The 15,311-nt window shown below is 44.2% G+C and carries 21 protein-coding genes; 1 reads left to right on the top strand and 20 read right to left on the bottom strand.

The window, feature by feature from the left end; genetic code table 11:
• Nucleotide 1: 1 nt before the first annotated feature.
• The 20 genes from I5677_RS03065 to I5677_RS17565 form a co-directional block, all read right to left on the bottom strand.
• On the bottom strand, nt 2-292 hold the full coding sequence (locus tag I5677_RS03065) for a hypothetical protein (protein WP_456299356.1): 291 nt from the start codon (nt 290-292) through the stop codon (nt 2-4).
• Nucleotides 293-339: 47 nt separating this feature from the next.
• On the bottom strand, nt 340-777 hold the full coding sequence (locus I5677_RS03060; protein WP_206762665.1) for an HK97 gp10 family phage protein: 438 nt from the start codon (nt 775-777) through the stop codon (nt 340-342).
• A complete protein-coding gene (locus I5677_RS03055) occupies nt 777-1,115 on the bottom strand; it encodes a head-tail adaptor protein (protein ID WP_197660096.1) in 339 nt (112 codons plus the stop codon). Before I5677_RS03055 ends, I5677_RS03060 begins: the two co-directional genes overlap by 1 nt.
• A gap of 1 nt (nt 1,116) precedes the next feature.
• Nucleotides 1,117-1,434, bottom strand: coding sequence for a head-tail connector protein (locus tag I5677_RS03050; RefSeq protein WP_014315066.1), 318 nt, complete (start codon nt 1,432-1,434; stop codon nt 1,117-1,119).
• 22 nt (nt 1,435-1,456) lie between these two features.
• Nucleotides 1,457-1,672: a head fiber protein gene (locus tag I5677_RS03045; protein ID WP_014315067.1), complete on the bottom strand. Its 216-nt coding sequence runs from the start codon at nt 1,670-1,672 to the stop codon at nt 1,457-1,459.
• Between the two features lie 12 nt (nt 1,673-1,684).
• Nucleotides 1,685-2,893, bottom strand: coding sequence for a phage major capsid protein (locus I5677_RS03040; RefSeq protein WP_197660095.1), 1,209 nt, complete (start codon nt 2,891-2,893; stop codon nt 1,685-1,687).
• A 15-nt stretch (nt 2,894-2,908) separates the two neighbouring features.
• Nucleotides 2,909-3,607, bottom strand: a complete 699-nt coding sequence (locus tag I5677_RS03035) for a head maturation protease, ClpP-related (protein WP_197660094.1) — start codon at nt 3,605-3,607, stop codon at nt 2,909-2,911.
• Nucleotides 3,604-4,860 (bottom strand): phage portal protein, encoded by a 1,257-nt coding sequence (locus I5677_RS03030; RefSeq protein ID WP_197660093.1) that lies wholly within the window; start codon nt 4,858-4,860, stop codon nt 3,604-3,606. Before I5677_RS03030 ends, I5677_RS03035 begins: the two co-directional genes overlap by 4 nt.
• A 71-nt stretch (nt 4,861-4,931) precedes the next feature.
• Entirely contained in the window at nt 4,932-5,297 is a 366-nt protein-coding gene (locus tag I5677_RS03025; RefSeq protein ID WP_197660092.1) for a hypothetical protein, read from the bottom strand.
• Nucleotides 5,298-5,382: 85 nt separating this feature from the next.
• Nucleotides 5,383-7,023, bottom strand: coding sequence for a terminase TerL endonuclease subunit (locus I5677_RS03020; protein WP_206762669.1), 1,641 nt, complete (start codon nt 7,021-7,023; stop codon nt 5,383-5,385).
• Nucleotides 7,024-7,098: 75 nt separating this feature from the next.
• Entirely contained in the window at nt 7,099-7,278 is a 180-nt protein-coding gene (locus tag I5677_RS03015; RefSeq protein ID WP_197660091.1) for a DUF5049 domain-containing protein, read from the bottom strand.
• The gene (locus I5677_RS03010; RefSeq protein WP_197660090.1) at nt 7,271-7,720 is read right to left on the bottom strand and encodes a gamma-glutamylcyclotransferase family protein; all 450 of its coding nucleotides are present in this window, start codon (nt 7,718-7,720) and stop codon (nt 7,271-7,273) included. Before I5677_RS03010 ends, I5677_RS03015 begins: the two co-directional genes overlap by 8 nt.
• A gap of 35 nt (nt 7,721-7,755) precedes the next feature.
• Nucleotides 7,756-8,655, bottom strand: coding sequence for an amidoligase family protein (locus I5677_RS03005; protein ID WP_197660089.1), 900 nt, complete (start codon nt 8,653-8,655; stop codon nt 7,756-7,758).
• 147 nt (nt 8,656-8,802) lie between these two features.
• Complete coding sequence (locus I5677_RS03000) at nt 8,803-9,030, bottom strand: DUF4314 domain-containing protein (protein WP_197660088.1); 228 nt, start codon at nt 9,028-9,030, stop codon at nt 8,803-8,805.
• Nucleotides 9,023-9,826, bottom strand: coding sequence for a virulence protein (locus I5677_RS02995; protein ID WP_197660087.1), 804 nt, complete (start codon nt 9,824-9,826; stop codon nt 9,023-9,025). Before I5677_RS02995 ends, I5677_RS03000 begins: the two co-directional genes overlap by 8 nt.
• Before the next feature lie 99 nt (nt 9,827-9,925).
• The gene (locus I5677_RS02990) at nt 9,926-11,791 is read right to left on the bottom strand and encodes a DNA cytosine methyltransferase (protein ID WP_197660086.1); all 1,866 of its coding nucleotides are present in this window, start codon (nt 11,789-11,791) and stop codon (nt 9,926-9,928) included.
• Nucleotides 11,781-13,025 (bottom strand): site-specific DNA-methyltransferase, encoded by a 1,245-nt coding sequence (locus I5677_RS02985; protein WP_197660085.1) that lies wholly within the window; start codon nt 13,023-13,025, stop codon nt 11,781-11,783. Before I5677_RS02985 ends, I5677_RS02990 begins: the two co-directional genes overlap by 11 nt.
• A complete protein-coding gene (metK, locus tag I5677_RS02980) occupies nt 13,000-14,178 on the bottom strand; it encodes a methionine adenosyltransferase (RefSeq protein WP_197660084.1) in 1,179 nt (392 codons plus the stop codon). The genes I5677_RS02985 and metK overlap by 26 nt, the downstream gene beginning before the upstream one ends.
• Nucleotides 14,179-14,196: 18 nt before the next feature.
• On the bottom strand, nt 14,197-14,748 hold the full coding sequence (locus I5677_RS02975; RefSeq protein ID WP_197660083.1) for a P27 family phage terminase small subunit: 552 nt from the start codon (nt 14,746-14,748) through the stop codon (nt 14,197-14,199).
• Between the two features lie 104 nt (nt 14,749-14,852).
• Nucleotides 14,853-14,963 carry an HNH endonuclease signature motif containing protein gene (locus I5677_RS17565; protein WP_330617805.1) on the bottom strand — a complete coding sequence of 37 codons (111 nt, stop codon included), beginning with the start codon at nt 14,961-14,963 and terminating at the stop codon, nt 14,853-14,855.
• Nucleotides 14,964-14,966: 3 nt separating this feature from the next.
• On the opposite strand from I5677_RS17565, the gene I5677_RS17560 reads away from it, so the two are divergent.
• A complete protein-coding gene (locus I5677_RS17560) occupies nt 14,967-15,302 on the top strand; it encodes a hypothetical protein (protein WP_330617807.1) in 336 nt (111 codons plus the stop codon).
• Nucleotides 15,303-15,311: the final 9 nt, after the last annotated feature.

Here is a 15,311-nt window from a genome sequence, read left to right as displayed (position 1 = left end):
GTTATTCCTCCAATCTATAGTTTTTCGCCACATCAATGGCGTAATGATGATATCCAGTATCGTCCTCGTGACCGATATACCGACGCTCAGTCACTGTAAAATCGGCATTCAATAAAGTCTGTGTGAGCTGCCTTTTCCGCTCCAAGTAATTATTCTTTGAGAACAGCGATATCCGTGCCTCTTGTACATCAAACCCAGGGCGATTATCTGCATGGACTTCAAAGATATCTGAAAGTGGGATTATTACGGCATACTCATCCGGTGCCAAATCAGAAAAAACTCCGGTTTCCACGGGGAGCGATATAGTGGTTATGAGGGTATTCAGTTCTTCTAAAATATTCATATCTTACTGATCTCCTCCTCCAGCTTGGCTATCATTGCATTGGCACAAGATTTCCTGGATGCAGTTCTCGCCGGTTTCAAGAAAGGTTTTGCAGGCTGGCCATGCTTTCCATATTCAATGATGCCAGCAATTTTAGCATTGCTCTCTCCATCAGACCGTGGCTCCACAAAGCCGACTTTCACATTGAAGTTACCGTCTCTATCCTGCTTTGCGTCTGAAAGTCCTAATGAAGATATAAGCTCACCAGTACTTCTGGATGGGTATTTCGTACCCTTACCGACCACATCGTTCAGGTTTCCTTTGACTTTATCCAACACAACCTCACCACCGGCTTCCAATACCTTAGGAAGAATTACATCCGTCTGGTCAGCTAACCGGGATACCTTTAAAAGAAATTCCTCCGGCATCTTTATATTAACTTTTGCCACATCCATCACCTCACAGTTGATGATTCCAGCTTTTCTGCCAAAACCTCAATATACATTCCACGGCCTCTTACATCTTCAACACTTAAAATCTGGTATCTTCCATATTCGCATACTATGACCATTTTGGTTGTAACCTTAATTCCCGAGATTTTCCTAAACCGAAATAGTGACGATGCATTGGAAAATGACGCCATATTCGTCCATCGCTCACTGCCATGCCTATCTTCCTTGTAGGCTCTTACACTGGCGAGTATGTTGTCACCCTTTTTAACGAAACCTTCCGTGTCCTTAACAGGTACTGTACTGATGATATCGATGAAAGTATTCATTTTTCCAAAGCTCATGTCACACCTTCCAATCCCGGTCAAGCCGTAGAAGTAGGTTCACCGTGTTCCATACCTGCTGACCAGCCTGAACACTATCAGCAAAGAAACCAGCCGTCGAGCCATCTCTAGACTCAAAGAAATGACTCGACAGCATGATTACTGCCTGTTCCGTGGTGGGTGGCATAGTGTTTTCAGTGTAATATCCCTCAGTGACGTGTTGGTAACTCTCCGCATAGGAGACAGCCGCTTTGATGTAATGTAACAGAAGGCCGTCATCTGCATCATGCGACATAATTAAGTTTGCTTTTACTTTAGGCAGAAGATTATCCGTTGTCATACTGACTGCCTCCTTCCGATGATTATTCGTCGGCCGCCATCAAACCAGCCGCTTTTAGCTTGGTAAGCAGATCATTGAAATCTGTGACAAGACCTGCTACATCTGTAGCAGTGCTATCTGCTTGATTCTCTGCAATAGGAAGCCCCGTTACCGAGGCCTCCTGTTTAATTTCTAAAATACCGCCGATGACGGTTTTATCGCCGCCCTGTTCGGTGTAATTCTTTGTGTTATAGCTCATAATGCACCTCCGTTATGCTTTCTGCTGAAGTACCTTAATGGCTTCAGGCAGAATCAGTTTTCCGTCTACACGCTGAGTAGCAACAAAGCCTACCTGGCCAGTAACAGCAAAGAGTTCATTTAGTCTTTTAAATACTCTACCTTGACGGTCGGCTACCCAGTAATAACTGAAATCACCGAATGCTATTGTCTTCGCTCCAGCTGCAATAGCAGGCACATAAGAAGATGTAAAAAGCGGACGGTTAAGAATAGTATCCGGAGTTCCAGCCTGGATAGATGGCTGCCATAGGTACTGACCTTGACCGTCTTTTAGCTTACGAATTGCCTTTACTGTAGAATCGTTCATGATAAATACAGACTTATTACGATAAGGTGCTTTTAGTGAATAGAAAAGGTCAAGCACTTCATCGAGAGTGATAGCTGTTGCACCCGCAGTAGTTACACCGAGTTGTGCTCCTCCTGTGGCTGCCAGGATACCGGTCGGTTTACCAGAGCCATCGCCAATGAAGAAAGCCTCCTCTTCCTTGTTACCGATACGTCTTGCAAATTCCCTTGAAATATAAGGTTCAAGCTGAAATACACTATCGTTTAGAAGTTCCTCAGAAACCTTAATCATCGTACCCAGCTTATAGGCTCCAATAGATACTTGACCGAAGCTATCGTCACTTTCTGGAATTGTACCTTCCTCATCAATCCATGAGGCTGTGCCCTTGGATGCAACCACCGGAATTTTTCTATCGCCGGAAGCGGTTGTGATAACTTTAGCCAGTCTACGGAAGATGTTCTCATCCTCTAAAGCCTCGACAAGAGTTCTCTCGAATTCGTCAGGAACTAAGTATCCACCTTCCGAATCTGTGCCGATTTTAAGAGCATTTTTTACGGTGGGATCAAGGCCCTCACCAGCACGTGTACGCATAGCATTCCAGAATGCTTTCCTGTATTCATCGGTTGCTCTGCCGGTTTTGCCTTCCAGTTTGGGATTAGCTGGCTTGCCTGTCAATGGATTAGCCATAGGAGCGTTAAGTTCCGCATCCAATATAGCTTGTTTTTCCAAACGGTCTATTTCCTTACCAAGGGCAATTACATCGGCTTCCATTTTGTTGTAATTTGCCTCATCCTCAGCAGAAATTAAACCATCTGTGCCACGCTTGGTATCTAAGAACGCTTTGGTAGCGTCCCATGCTTTGGCGCGTTTCTCGCGCAGTTCTAAAATCTTGTTCATAATCTCTTCCTCCTATTAATGAATGATGTTGTTGAGCCGCTTTTCCAGTGAATCAGCGGGTGTACCTTTTTGGGCAGGTGTTTTCTTGGGGCATACTTTATCAAGTAACGAATTTGTGACTGCTCTTCGGCTAAACGCATAGGTGAAGTCGTCTTGTTGAATATGCTTTTTCTCATCCTCCAAAATTTCATCTGCAAAGCCGAGTTCAATTGCCTTATTAGCGTTTAGCCAGGTTTCCGCATCCATGAGATGAGAAAGCTTGGTCCTTGATAAGCCAGTCTTAATTTCATAGGCATTGATGATACTTTCCTTTACCTCTGAAAGCATGGCTATGGCTTTTTGCATTTCTTCGCTGTCACCGATTGCTACGGTCAAGGGGTTATGCACCATCATCAGTGCAGTAGGTGCCATAAACACAGTTGTTCCTGCCATAGCGATTACGGAGGCGGCAGATGCTGCGATGCCGTCAATTTTGATGGTCACTTTTCCTTTGTAGTCCATAAGCATGGTGTAAATCTGGCTTGCTGCAATGCAATCACCACCCGGTGAATTCAGCCAAATAACAATGTCACCCTCACTGGCAAACAAATCTGCTTTGAATGCCTTAGGGGTGACATCATCATCAAACCATGATTCCTCGGCAATCACGCCGTCGAGGTAGAGCGTTCGGGTGTCGGATTTTTCATCCTTGACCCAGTTCCAAAATTTTTTCATTGGGTTTCCTCCAATCTTGTTGTATTTGCGAATGCACCAGCGTCCTGCAACTTGGTCATCGCTCCATTAATAAGGTAGAGATCACCTCCAAGTTCCACTGGTATTCGGTCAAGGTTCTCAAGCTCACGAATGTCATTAGCACTCATCCAACCATTCTGTCTAGCAGTTGCGTAACCATTCATACGGCTTACATAATCACCTCGAAGTAAGCCGTCCACATTAAATTTGATGAAGACCGTAGGTTTTTCACTTGCCATGAGAAGAGAACGGCACATATTTTGTTCCCAACGAACTACCCATGGGTCAAGTGTATATTTCACAAACTCTAAAGACTGCTGCTCAATATTTGAAAAGCTACTTTTCTCAAGGTCAGCCAGCATATGTGGTGGCACTCTAAAAATACGGGCAATTTCATTAATCTGAAATTTCCGTGTTTCAAGAAACTGTGCTTGCTCCGGAGGTATACCTATTTGCTGATATTTCATGCCTTCTTCCAGTACTGCCACCCTATGGGAGTTTGTTGAACCTTGATAGGCAGCATTCCAGCTGTCTTTTACCTTTTGTGGGTCCTTGATTGTTCCTGGATGCTCCAGCACACCACCGGGTGCCGCTCCATTAGCGAAGAACTTCGCTCCATATTCTTCCGTAGCCATCGCAAGTCCAATAGCATTTTTGGCCATAGCAATCGGTGAATATCCCACCAATCCATCAAAACCCAAACCGGGGATATGAAGCACATCGGATGGGTCGAGATAGACCAGGCTGTCTTTTCCAAGAGTGGGTGCGTCATCTACACTTCGCTGGTACAAATAAAAAAGCCGTCCACTTTTGTCACGGTCGACTGTCATTTTGTTTGGCATAAGCGGATAGAGAGCAATAACCTCACCACGGGCATTTCGGATAATCTGTGCATAAGCATTGCCCCATAATAAAAGATGACTCATCAGCGTTTCTCGGAACGTGAAGGAAGTCATCTCTGGATTTGGCTCATCGTGGAGCAACCTATATAACGGATGTTGTAAATGTTTCTCTTTGCCACCACTATCGTTGTATTTATAAACATGAAGCGGTAGTCCGGCTAATGTTTCAGCCAGTATTCTCACGCATGAGTAGACCGCCGTCATCTGCATTGCCGTATTTTCATTGACAGGTTTTCCAGCAGTAGTTCCTCCGAAAAAGAAACTATACCGACTACCGCTCAGACTATCCATAGGCTTATCACGAGCCTTAAATATTCCTTGTAATATTCCCATTGACATCACTCTCCTTAAAAATGGGCAAGAAAAAAGCACCTATTCAGCAATAGATGCTCTTATGTGTCTTATTAATTAAGATTAGGCAGCTTTAGTTCTCCCGTCTTAATTTTTGCTACTGTTTCTTTTGCTTTAGCAACTGCTTCCGGTAGAACTCTTGGGTCCGATCCGTCTATTTGCTCCATAGCGTATACTACTTTTTCTGATTTTATAATTCGGATAGCTGAATTCACCCTTGTTCTTGTGCCACCTGTGTCTTTATCGTAATACCCGTGTTGGTTTGAATGGTATTCATCTATTAACTTGCTTTTTAGTATCTTATCATCAAGTTCTTTAATCCTTGTTAACAAATCAGCCATGTTTAATCCTAAAAAGGACTGACCCGCAGATTTTATATCATCATTAATTTTTTCAATGCTCCTATGTTCTTTTTCCATCTTTTACACCTCCACCTTTCCTTAATTATAGCATGGAAAAGTGCAGCCGGCGTATGATTTTAAAGAATCAAAGGATGGCTGCAAATCAAAATATTAATAAACCCCTTTCATCATAAACAGAAGAACCCGTACCTCCGCCACAACGAATTGCGCGGTCGAGTGCCATAATAGTTGCTACGGCACCGTCAATTTTCTCAGTTGATTTTTCCTTGTCTGCCTTGATATTACCAGCAGGATCAGTTCTTATATAGATGTTATCCATCATCCAACGAAGAATTGGATGCCCACCGTGGGCAATCTTTTGTTCCAAGGTTAGTTTCATCAGTTCTTTGGTCGGCGGAGACATATCTTTAAAACCTTGACCGAACGGAACTACAGTGAAACCAAGGTTTTCAAGATTCTGCGTCATTTGCACAGCACCCCATCGATCGAAGGCAATTTCTCTAATGTTATATTTTGTACCAAGCTCCTCAATAAAAGTTTCAATGAAACCGTAATGCACCACATTGCCTTCCGTGGTTTTAAGAAACCCTTGCTTTTTCCATACATCGTAATTTACATGGTCATGCCGAACACGTAAATCAATGTTATCCTCCGGTATCCAGAAGAACGGCATAACAGTGTATTTATCATCCTCATCCAATGGCGGAAAGACCAGCACGAAAGCCGTAATATCCGTACTGCTCGATAGGTCAAGACCTCCGTAGCAGACTCGCCCACGTAGTGATTCCGGGTTAACAGCAAATGCACAAGCATCCCATTTTTCCATAGGCATCCACCTCACTGCCTGTTTGACCCATTGATTGAGCCTAAGTTGCCTAAAACTGTTCTCTTCAGCAGGATTCTGTCTTGCTGATTCAAAGGCAGCTTTAACTTTATCCATGCTGACCGTGATTCCCAGCGATGGGTTTGCTTTCTTCCACACCTTTGGATCAGTCCAGTCATCCTCTAAAGCAGCACCGTATATTACAGGGTAGAAAGTAGGATCATTTTTTCTTCCATCTATGATATCCAAAGCCTTCTGATGTACTTCCCAGCAGATACTATTCTGATTGTCTCCAGCAGTGGTTATAAGGAAATACAGTGGCTGCATCCTTGCATCACCACTGCCTTTGGTCATAACATCGAAGAGCTTTCTGTTCGGTTGGGTGTGAAGTTCGTCAAACACCACACCGTGGGTATTGAAACCATGCTTGTTACTGACATCGGCTGACAGCACTTGATAAATACTGCCCGTCGGTTGATAGATGAGTCGCTTTGTAGAGTCAAGAATCTTCACTCGTTTTGCTAAAGCCGGACACATCCGCACCATATCCGCCGCAACATTAAAAACGATAGATGCCTGGTTTCGGTCTGCAGCACAACCATAAACCTCGGCACGTTCCTCGTTATCTCCACAGGTGAGCAACAGGGCAACAGCCGCCGCAAGCTCACTTTTTCCCATCTTTTTCGGTATTTCCACATAAGCAGTATTGAACTGTCGATAACCGTTAGGCTTTAAAATTCCAAATACATCACGGATGATTCGCTCTTGCCAGTCGATTAGTTCAAATGGCTTACCCGCCCATGTCCCTTTGGTATGAGAAAGTGCCTCGATAAAGGCTACGGCATAATCAGCGGTGGACTTATCGTAGACAGAATCTGCCGCTTTAAATATTGTAGGTGTGTATTTCTTAAGTTTTCGTATATCCGCCGCCTCCTTTTGCACATAAAAATAGACCTGCATCACGCAAGCCTTCAAATCTATCTGTACGAGAAACAGAGCCATTTTGGCACTGTTCCCTTGTTAATGTTTAGTTAATTAATTCTCCTCACCGGTCAGAATGAACCGGGAATAGGCACTTGTGTTATCAGCAAGGTAATCAAGCAGCTCATCATATCCTTCCCGCAGAGCAATTTCCTGCACCTTCCGCACATCAAACATATTTGTTTCGCCCGTGTCTCGAATGGCGAGTATCTGTTCCTTTATCTTCTTATCCATTTTCGACCTCCTTTGAATCCTCTACTGCCTGTTTTAGAATGCCGATATCAAAATCTGCACTCTTATAACCCTCTAAGATAACGCTGTAGTAATAGCAACTGGGAGTGCCAAGTGGTCTGCCATCGTTCATGATGTACACCATAGTTTCTACGTTTCTTTTCCCAAGTTTCACTTTGACTATTTCTTTTCGGTATAGGAACGGGAAACCCTCATAGCGGTCAAGTGCCGCTTCATCAGTGGGGGTAATCTCCCACAGAAGGCATGGCACTGTCTTGCCCTTTAAAGGCTCCACGGTCGCCACAGAGCCGCCGTGTCCGCCTCGAAACAATAACTGGTAGTCCTTTAAAACAACCGGCCCAACCGGTTTAGCTGTGGGGCAACGGTGCGCCATTTGCTCAAGATTAAGATTTGAGCCATAGGCAAGATAAAATGTTTTATTCATAGTCTTTGTCCTCCTTATTTTTGCAAGGCAACCGCTCAGGCTGCCCGAAATCGCCAAGCCGCTGAGCCGTCCAAGTGGGTGGTTAAATGTTCACGGCAGTTTGCGAATTCCTCGCCGATAAAACCGATGCGGTTGAGGTAGGTTCGCATTGCAAACTTTTCATTCTCGACCTGTGGTTTCTTTGCAGAGGCACACTTTTGTGTCAGTGCTTGGTTGTTCAGTGCAAGGGCGAGAACAATGTAGCTTCTAATCTTGCCTGCATGAAGTTCGCTGTTAAATCCTCTGAGTTCGACCGTGTGGTTTCCGTTGAAAAAGCTGTGCAGATTAAGAAAATGGTATCGGCTTGAATGGTAATGTCGATTGGTACTTTCGCTATAACCCTCATACCAAAGGCTCTCAATCTGTGCCAGCGTTTTTGGTTTCTTGCGGTTGATTTTTTCCACCAGAATCTCATCCATCTTTTTGCAATATCCTATTCGTGAAGGTTCAATCTGCAATGCCTTGTAGAAAAGGTCGTTCTTGCTTGCGATGATGTTTACAAAGTTTCGTATACTCCTTGCTGTGTGGTCTGCTCCGTCCAAGTGGATGTGTATTCCGCAGGAGTTGTTGGTGAAAGCTCCTACCTTGCGTAGCCTGCGTACCAATTCCTGCAGTGTTTCAATGTCTCCCTGGTAGGTTAGGATGGGGCTTACCAGCTCTACGCTGTATTCTCTTGTTGCTGCAACTTTCTGCCGTCCTTGTTTCTTCTGGCAAGAAATGCTTCCGTCGCTCATAATCTTCCAAACCCGCCCGTCAGCAGTAGTAATCTTCTTGGTATCGTAATAGTCGCCTGTGTCAGTGACCGTTCCGTTTAGGTATTCGGCAGCAACCTTGGCGGCTTCGTTTCTTGTTATTCCTGTGAACTCAATTTCAATTCCAAAATTCTTATTTAACATTGATTCTTGCTCCTTTTAAAGTGTATTTGTCCTTTCGGCATATACATATATCACTCTAAAAGGCTTATATATCAAGACAATTATTCGATAAATACAGTCATTTTTTACACAATCTTACTCCGCTTTTTCAAGCGAAAAGTGTGCATATTAATCTTCGATTCTCCTGCACAAATCCTCTCCGTAAACCACATTTAAAGAAGAACCATTCTCCCAGCGAACCATAATACTACCTGTGTCATCTACTCCAGTGACAATTCCTTTCGTTCCCATAGGAGGTGCTTGAAAATCGTCCATACGAACAAGTTCTACTCGGCAGCCCGCTGGGTATTGCTTGCGGATGCGCTCAACAGTTTCTCTTGAAGGAAAGTTATTCATCAGCCATTACCTCCTCAGCTTTACTCGGAGCACCATTTTTAAAGGCACTGTTGCCGGTCAAGTTTTTTAGCAGGATTTTGCGTTCCGCTTTGTATTCGAAGCCTACGAAACCGAGACGGATTAGGAAACAGCGAAAAGCGTACTTTTCATTTTCTACTTGCTTTTCGGTAGCATTGACTCTCTGCTGAGTTTTTGCCGTCTCACATAGTGCTGTTACAAAATGAGTGTAGGCTTTGACCTCATCCGAGGTAAGCTCTCCTTGAAACCAAGGGAAACTGATACTTTCTTCGGTTGTCATTATAGGGATGCAATCAGTAGCTAAAGCCTTTTTTATTAAGGACGCTTTGCTTTCTACTAATCGCTTGAGGTTTTCAAGAGCCATATCTGTGAAAGACGACCTTGGCAAATCAATGGTCAACCGGTTAGTTTCGACCTCGTCACTTTGCTCAGGTTCTACATATACGGGTGGCTCCTCATAATCATGGCAAGGGCTGACCCTTCCGCCAAGAGCTGCTTCGTAAGGAATTTGGATATCCTCCGGCACTGGTTCTGGTTCAGGAAGTGGGGTGTCATATTCTTCTGTAATTGCTTTGAAGTCATGCAATCCCTGAAGGTCAGCAACCAAGTTGGGATTGTCCTCACCCTCGAGCATTCCATTCTTATCGATGTGGTAGCCTCCTACTTCGTAAGCAAAGGTAGGTGCACCAAGGTATATCGTCGGAGCATTTAGTTCCAGGCTGATAGCTCCTACCAGCGATTTTCGTTTTGGACCTGTAATGTTATAATTTATCTTCATTTTTCATACCGCCTTTCATTTTTCGGTACTACATATATCACTCTGAACGCTGTAAATAGCAAGTAATTTCGAGCATTTTATGTAGAGAATAACGTTCTTTTATTCGGCGGTATCTTGTATGGAAAACACAATGCCCGATAAAACAAAATATACACACGGAAGTGCCACTCCATTGCCCCACATCTTATATTCTGCAGAATCAGAATGTGGGTCTTTAAGCCACTTAGATATCTGCTTTAAGGTTTTTGGCTTAGTTGAACTTCCCGTAACCTTACGGTGAGTTTCAAATATGTTATACCAAGTGCGTAAGTCATCCATTGTTGGATTTTCTGTTGCAAGATTACTGCACCACCAATCCGGGAAACCTTGAAGTCTTGCACATTCGGTCGGAGTTAATCTTCTGACCGTGTATAGGGTGCCGTCTGTATCATTAATAAGCGGAGGGTCTTTGTAGTCAGTAGCAACTAGCGTATTTGCTAGTTCTTCTTCAGCGGCAGTAAAAAATGATGCCTTGCTTGAAGAGTAGGTAGGAGTTGCCACAGCACTTGGCCCTTGTGCATTTAGTGTCGATGATATTCCGTCTTCTGTAATCCCAAGATTTCTGGCATAATTTTGACCACAGTTGAAAGATTCTCTATCAATAGCGAAAACAACAGCGTGCTTATCTACAGTATTTAATGTAAAACTTATATTTTCATTAACCCCGTCACCCTGTGGGCCGTTCTTATCTTTTCTTCCAATCATGGAGCCTTGCAGAGCATAACTTTCTACAATAGCAATACCACCTTGATTGCAGGAAGGATTTCCTCCATTTCCATCAATGGTTCGTGAAGTATCGGCCTCATATACTCCGCTGCTGGGATTGGATGATTTCATGGCATTGCTGTCCTTAGAGCAGATACCATAAGCTTTCGGGACAAATAACGTCTGGTCATTATTGCAGGATAGTGTTGCCGATTTATTATTCTGGATAAGAGCACCTTTGCCACCGCCCTCACAGCCACATCGGATTTTAAGAGTTTTAGGTGTATCACCTACCACAAAAGGCTGATTATTACCGCCTGTTCCATAAGTAGCAGATATTGTTGGTGCCACATCAATCGGTCCCGTAAAGCGAGTATCTCTTCCGTGATTATCAAATACCGCCGCATCCACAACACAAGGTGGGTGATGAGCCTCAGCTCGAAGAGTGCAAGTGACATCTTCCGTGATATCCATCCGATTGCCACCTTGGTCATTTAAGATCACACTGCTTGTGCCTGTTTCTCTAATGCCGTTTTCAAAACAACCGGCAGTTCCTTGCCACGAGCGGAAGCTCTCCTTAGAATACCCAGACAAGCCTTCTGACTTAAATAGTATTTCTCCGGCACTCCCACCTGCAAAATCTGCGACAAGGAAGATGCGTTTTCTTCGTTGGGGAACTCCCCAGTATTGAGCGTCAAGTACTCGCCAGGCAATGGAGAAATCATCTCCCATGACATTTCCTGCTTGCCTCCATTTATCAGCTTTAGGAACTGATAAGGTTTCATCTTTGATGTGACAGATGCTTTCAAGGACACATCTGAAGTCCTCTCCTTTGTTTGAGGAGAAAGCACCCGGCACGTTTTCCCAGACGATGTATCTTGGATATTTACCATCTGTTGCACACCTCATTTCTTTTACAATTCGAATGGCATCATAAAAAAGACTTGAACGCTCTCCGTCCAAGCCATCACGCTTACCCGCCACAGACATATCCTGACAAGGTGAGCCAAATGTAATTATATCAACCGGTTCTATATTGCTGCCATCCAGGCAAGAGACATCACCGTAGTGTTTCATAAAAGGCAGCCTTTTTGTTGTAACCCGTAAAGGAAACGGCTCAATTTCGGATGCCCATAACGGCTCGATGCCACAAAGCAAACCGCCCAAGGGAAAACCGCCACTGCCATCGAAAAGCGAGCCGAGGGTTAGTTTAGGCCTCATCTGCACTCACCTCCGGCAGATCACTATATCTGATTTCAGATCCATCTCTCAAAAGAAATACACCATCGGGGTTTCCGACTTGCTCAATATATCTCTTCACAATGACGTCGCAGTATTTTTCATCCAGTTCGATGGTATAGCATATCCTGTCCGTTTGCTCACAAGCGATAAGGGTAGAACCACTTCCGCCGAATGGATCGAGTACAATACAATTAGACAAACTGCTATTTAAAATTGGATACGCTACCAATGCTACCGGTTTCATTGTCGGATGGTCAGCATTTTTCTTTGGCTTTTCAAATTCCCATATAGTGGTCTGCTTTCTATCGGCATACCAGTTGTGCTTGCCGGACTTCTTCCAACCAAAAAGAACAGGCTCATGCTGCCATTGATAAGGGGAGCGGCCAAGAACAAGCGACTGCTTTTTCCATATGCAAGTACCGGAAAGATAGAAACCAGCATCTGAGAATGCCTTTCTGAAATTCAAACCTTCAGTATCCGCATGAAATACATAAATAGAAGCATCCTTCGCCATTGCTACTTCAGTGTTTTGAAAAGCTGAGAGCAGGAATGTATAGAACGCTTCATTGCCCAAGTTATCGTTTTTGATTTTGCCCGCTGATCCTTCATAGTTGACGTTGTACGGAGGGTCGGTTACAACAAGGTTTGCAAGTTTGCCATCCATTAGAAGATTGAAAGTGTCAGTCTTAGTGGAATCACCGCAAACAAGCCTGTGCTGTCCGAGCCTCCAAACATCACCTTGCTTGGTGACTGCAGGCTTTTGCAGTTCTGCATCTACATCGAAGTCATCTTCATGAATGCCATCCTTAAGCGAATCCTTAAACAACGCATCCAGTTCAGCAGGCTCAAATCCGGTAAGGGAAACATCAAAGTCGGCTCCTTGCAGGTCAGCAATTAAAAGCATCAATTTGTCTTTATCCCAGTCACCGCTTATTTTATTAAGGGCGATATTGAGTGCCTTTTCTTTTTCCTCGTTCATCTCGATAACCACACACTCAACTTCAGTGATACCCATATCAAGTAGCACCTTCAAACGCTGATGTCCACCGACAACATGAGATGTGGTTTTATTCCATATAACGGGTTCAACATAACCGAATTGTTCGATGGAGCGTTTTAGCTTTTCGTATTCCGGGTCACCTGGTTTCAAGTCTTTACGAGGATTATAGTCGGCTGGAATCAATAGCTCAGTTTTCAATTTTTCTATCTGCATATAATTCAGCCGCCTTTCTCAAATTTGTGTACATATTGACATTCTCCCAGGGGAACAGACTGGAGTTAAAATGTCCGTAAACCGCTGTATCGGAATAGACGGCATTTCTTAAGTGTAGTTTTTCAATGATTGCAGCAGGTCTGAGGTTAAACACTTCCTGCACAATATTAGAAAGCTGATCATCTGTGATCTTACCTGTACCAAAGGAAGTCACATCAACAGCCACAGGGTTTGCCTTTCCTATGGCATAAGAAAGAGCGACCTCACATTTTTCTGCAAGACCGCTCCAAACAATATTCTTCGCAATATACCGTGCCATGTAGGCACCACTTCGGTCAACCTTAGTCGGGTCCTTGCCACAAAGGGCACCTCCGCCGTGGGATGCAAGGCCACCATAGGTATCGACCATGATTTTTCTGCCAGTCAATCCTGTGTCGGCAGCAGGACCACCCTCGACAAATCTTCCGGAGGGGTTAATAAGAATTTCGGTACCATTATCAAATGGAAAATCTTCAAAGCACTGCCAAAGTACATTATTTCGGATATCCGAACTCAGTTCTTCCTGGGTTTTGTCTTTATCATGCTGGACTGAAACTACAATCGTTTTTACACGTCTTGGCTTACCGTCCTCATATTCCACAGTAACCTGCGCTTTGCCATCCGGTAGAATTCCTTTAATGAGTTTTCCTTTACGGCAATCATCAATACGCTTTACGATACGATGAGAAAGCACAACTGGGAGGGGAAGGTTCTTATTGGTTTCGTTTGTTGCATAACCGTAAACCGTACCTTGATCACCGGCTCCTATTGAACCATACGGGTCAGTAATACCATTTCGCACTTCAAGTGCAGTATCTACACCCGCTGCAATATCAGCACTTTGCTGATGTACGAACACAAATACTGTGAACTTCCAGGGATTATATCCGACCTCTCGAAGTACATTTTTTGCGATGAAACGGATATCCACTTTACCGCTGCAGGTGATTTCGCCCGCCACGATAATTTTTCCTTTAGTAGCCATGACCTCACAGGCCACACGAGAAGCTTTATCTTTACGCATACAAGCATCCAGAATATTATCAGCAATGAGGTCACAAAGCTTATCCGGATGCCCAGCACAAACACTTTCTGCTGTTTTATAAGTAATCATATTTTTCTCCTATCTTATTTATTTTCCTCGCCTTGCTGTGAGCAGACGCTCCATTACATCGTCCTGTGGATTAGTGCCGCTATATTCACCGGTGCAGTTTTCTTTGACGATCTGGAATATCTCCATCCACAACCGGTTTGTTTGGTTCATGTAATTTTGACCCATCGCCACATAAGGACTTTGAATGGCATTACCCGTAGTTGGGTGTTTTGCTAAAAAGCCATATTCAGTTACCGCTTCCTCACATTGAATCCAACGTGCCACGCTCATGGCATATCGCTCCAATAGCTGTGGCGAGACGAGAACGGCACACCCACGTTCATTTAACCACTGCCATGTATTTCTGTATATTTCACCTGCAACCAGAGCCTTGCCATCTTTTTGTATAGCTTCAAGCATTTTATTTGGCTCGGGCATCTCAAGGCCTTTAAGGTCTGCAGTATCATTAAATTCCATCACGGTCAGTTTCCTGCCTCCCGGATTGCCTTCGGCGATTTTGTCAGCCAGTGGTTTCTTTTTTGCACCTGCACCAACACGAGCGCCACCTCGATTTGTACCGTCTTTTGCCATATAATCACCTCACTTTGCAGGGCCCAGGCTATTCCCTCGTTTGAAACCGCATTTTTTCACACGAAGCCCCACGCCGCTGTCCGCTTTAAAAAGTTTTAGAGATTTTACCGCCCCCACCGGTCACCGCTTTCGACAGTGATTCGAGAGTGACAGGATTTACAAAGAGCCATGAGATTACTCTTCTCATTACCTCCGCCTTTGGATAAGGGGAGGATGTGGTGTACCTCTTCGGCTGGAGTGAGACTGCCTTGTTTCTCGCACTCCTCACAAAGAGGATGCGATTTGATGTAGCGGTCACGAATGCGTTTCCAAGCACGACCGTATCTTTTATTGGAGAAAGGGTCACGTTCATACTGGTTGTAATGTTTGTCCATTGCCTTTTGATGCTCGGCACAGTATTGCTCACGTTCAGCAAGCCGACCGCAGCCGGGATAAGCACAAGGACGCTTTGGTTTATAGGGCATCATTTCACCTCGCTTTTGGGCATAGAAAAAGCCCTGCAGGGCGAACCCACAAGGCTTGGAATCTATTTTGCTGATTATATAATAACATAGATGCAATAG

The sequence above is a fragment of the Mobilitalea sibirica genome, from assembly GCF_015999265.1.
In the GTDB taxonomy this organism is placed as follows: Bacteria; Bacillota; Clostridia; order Lachnospirales; family Lachnospiraceae; genus Mobilitalea; species Mobilitalea sibirica.
This window is presented reverse-complemented; position numbering and strand designations above follow the sequence as displayed.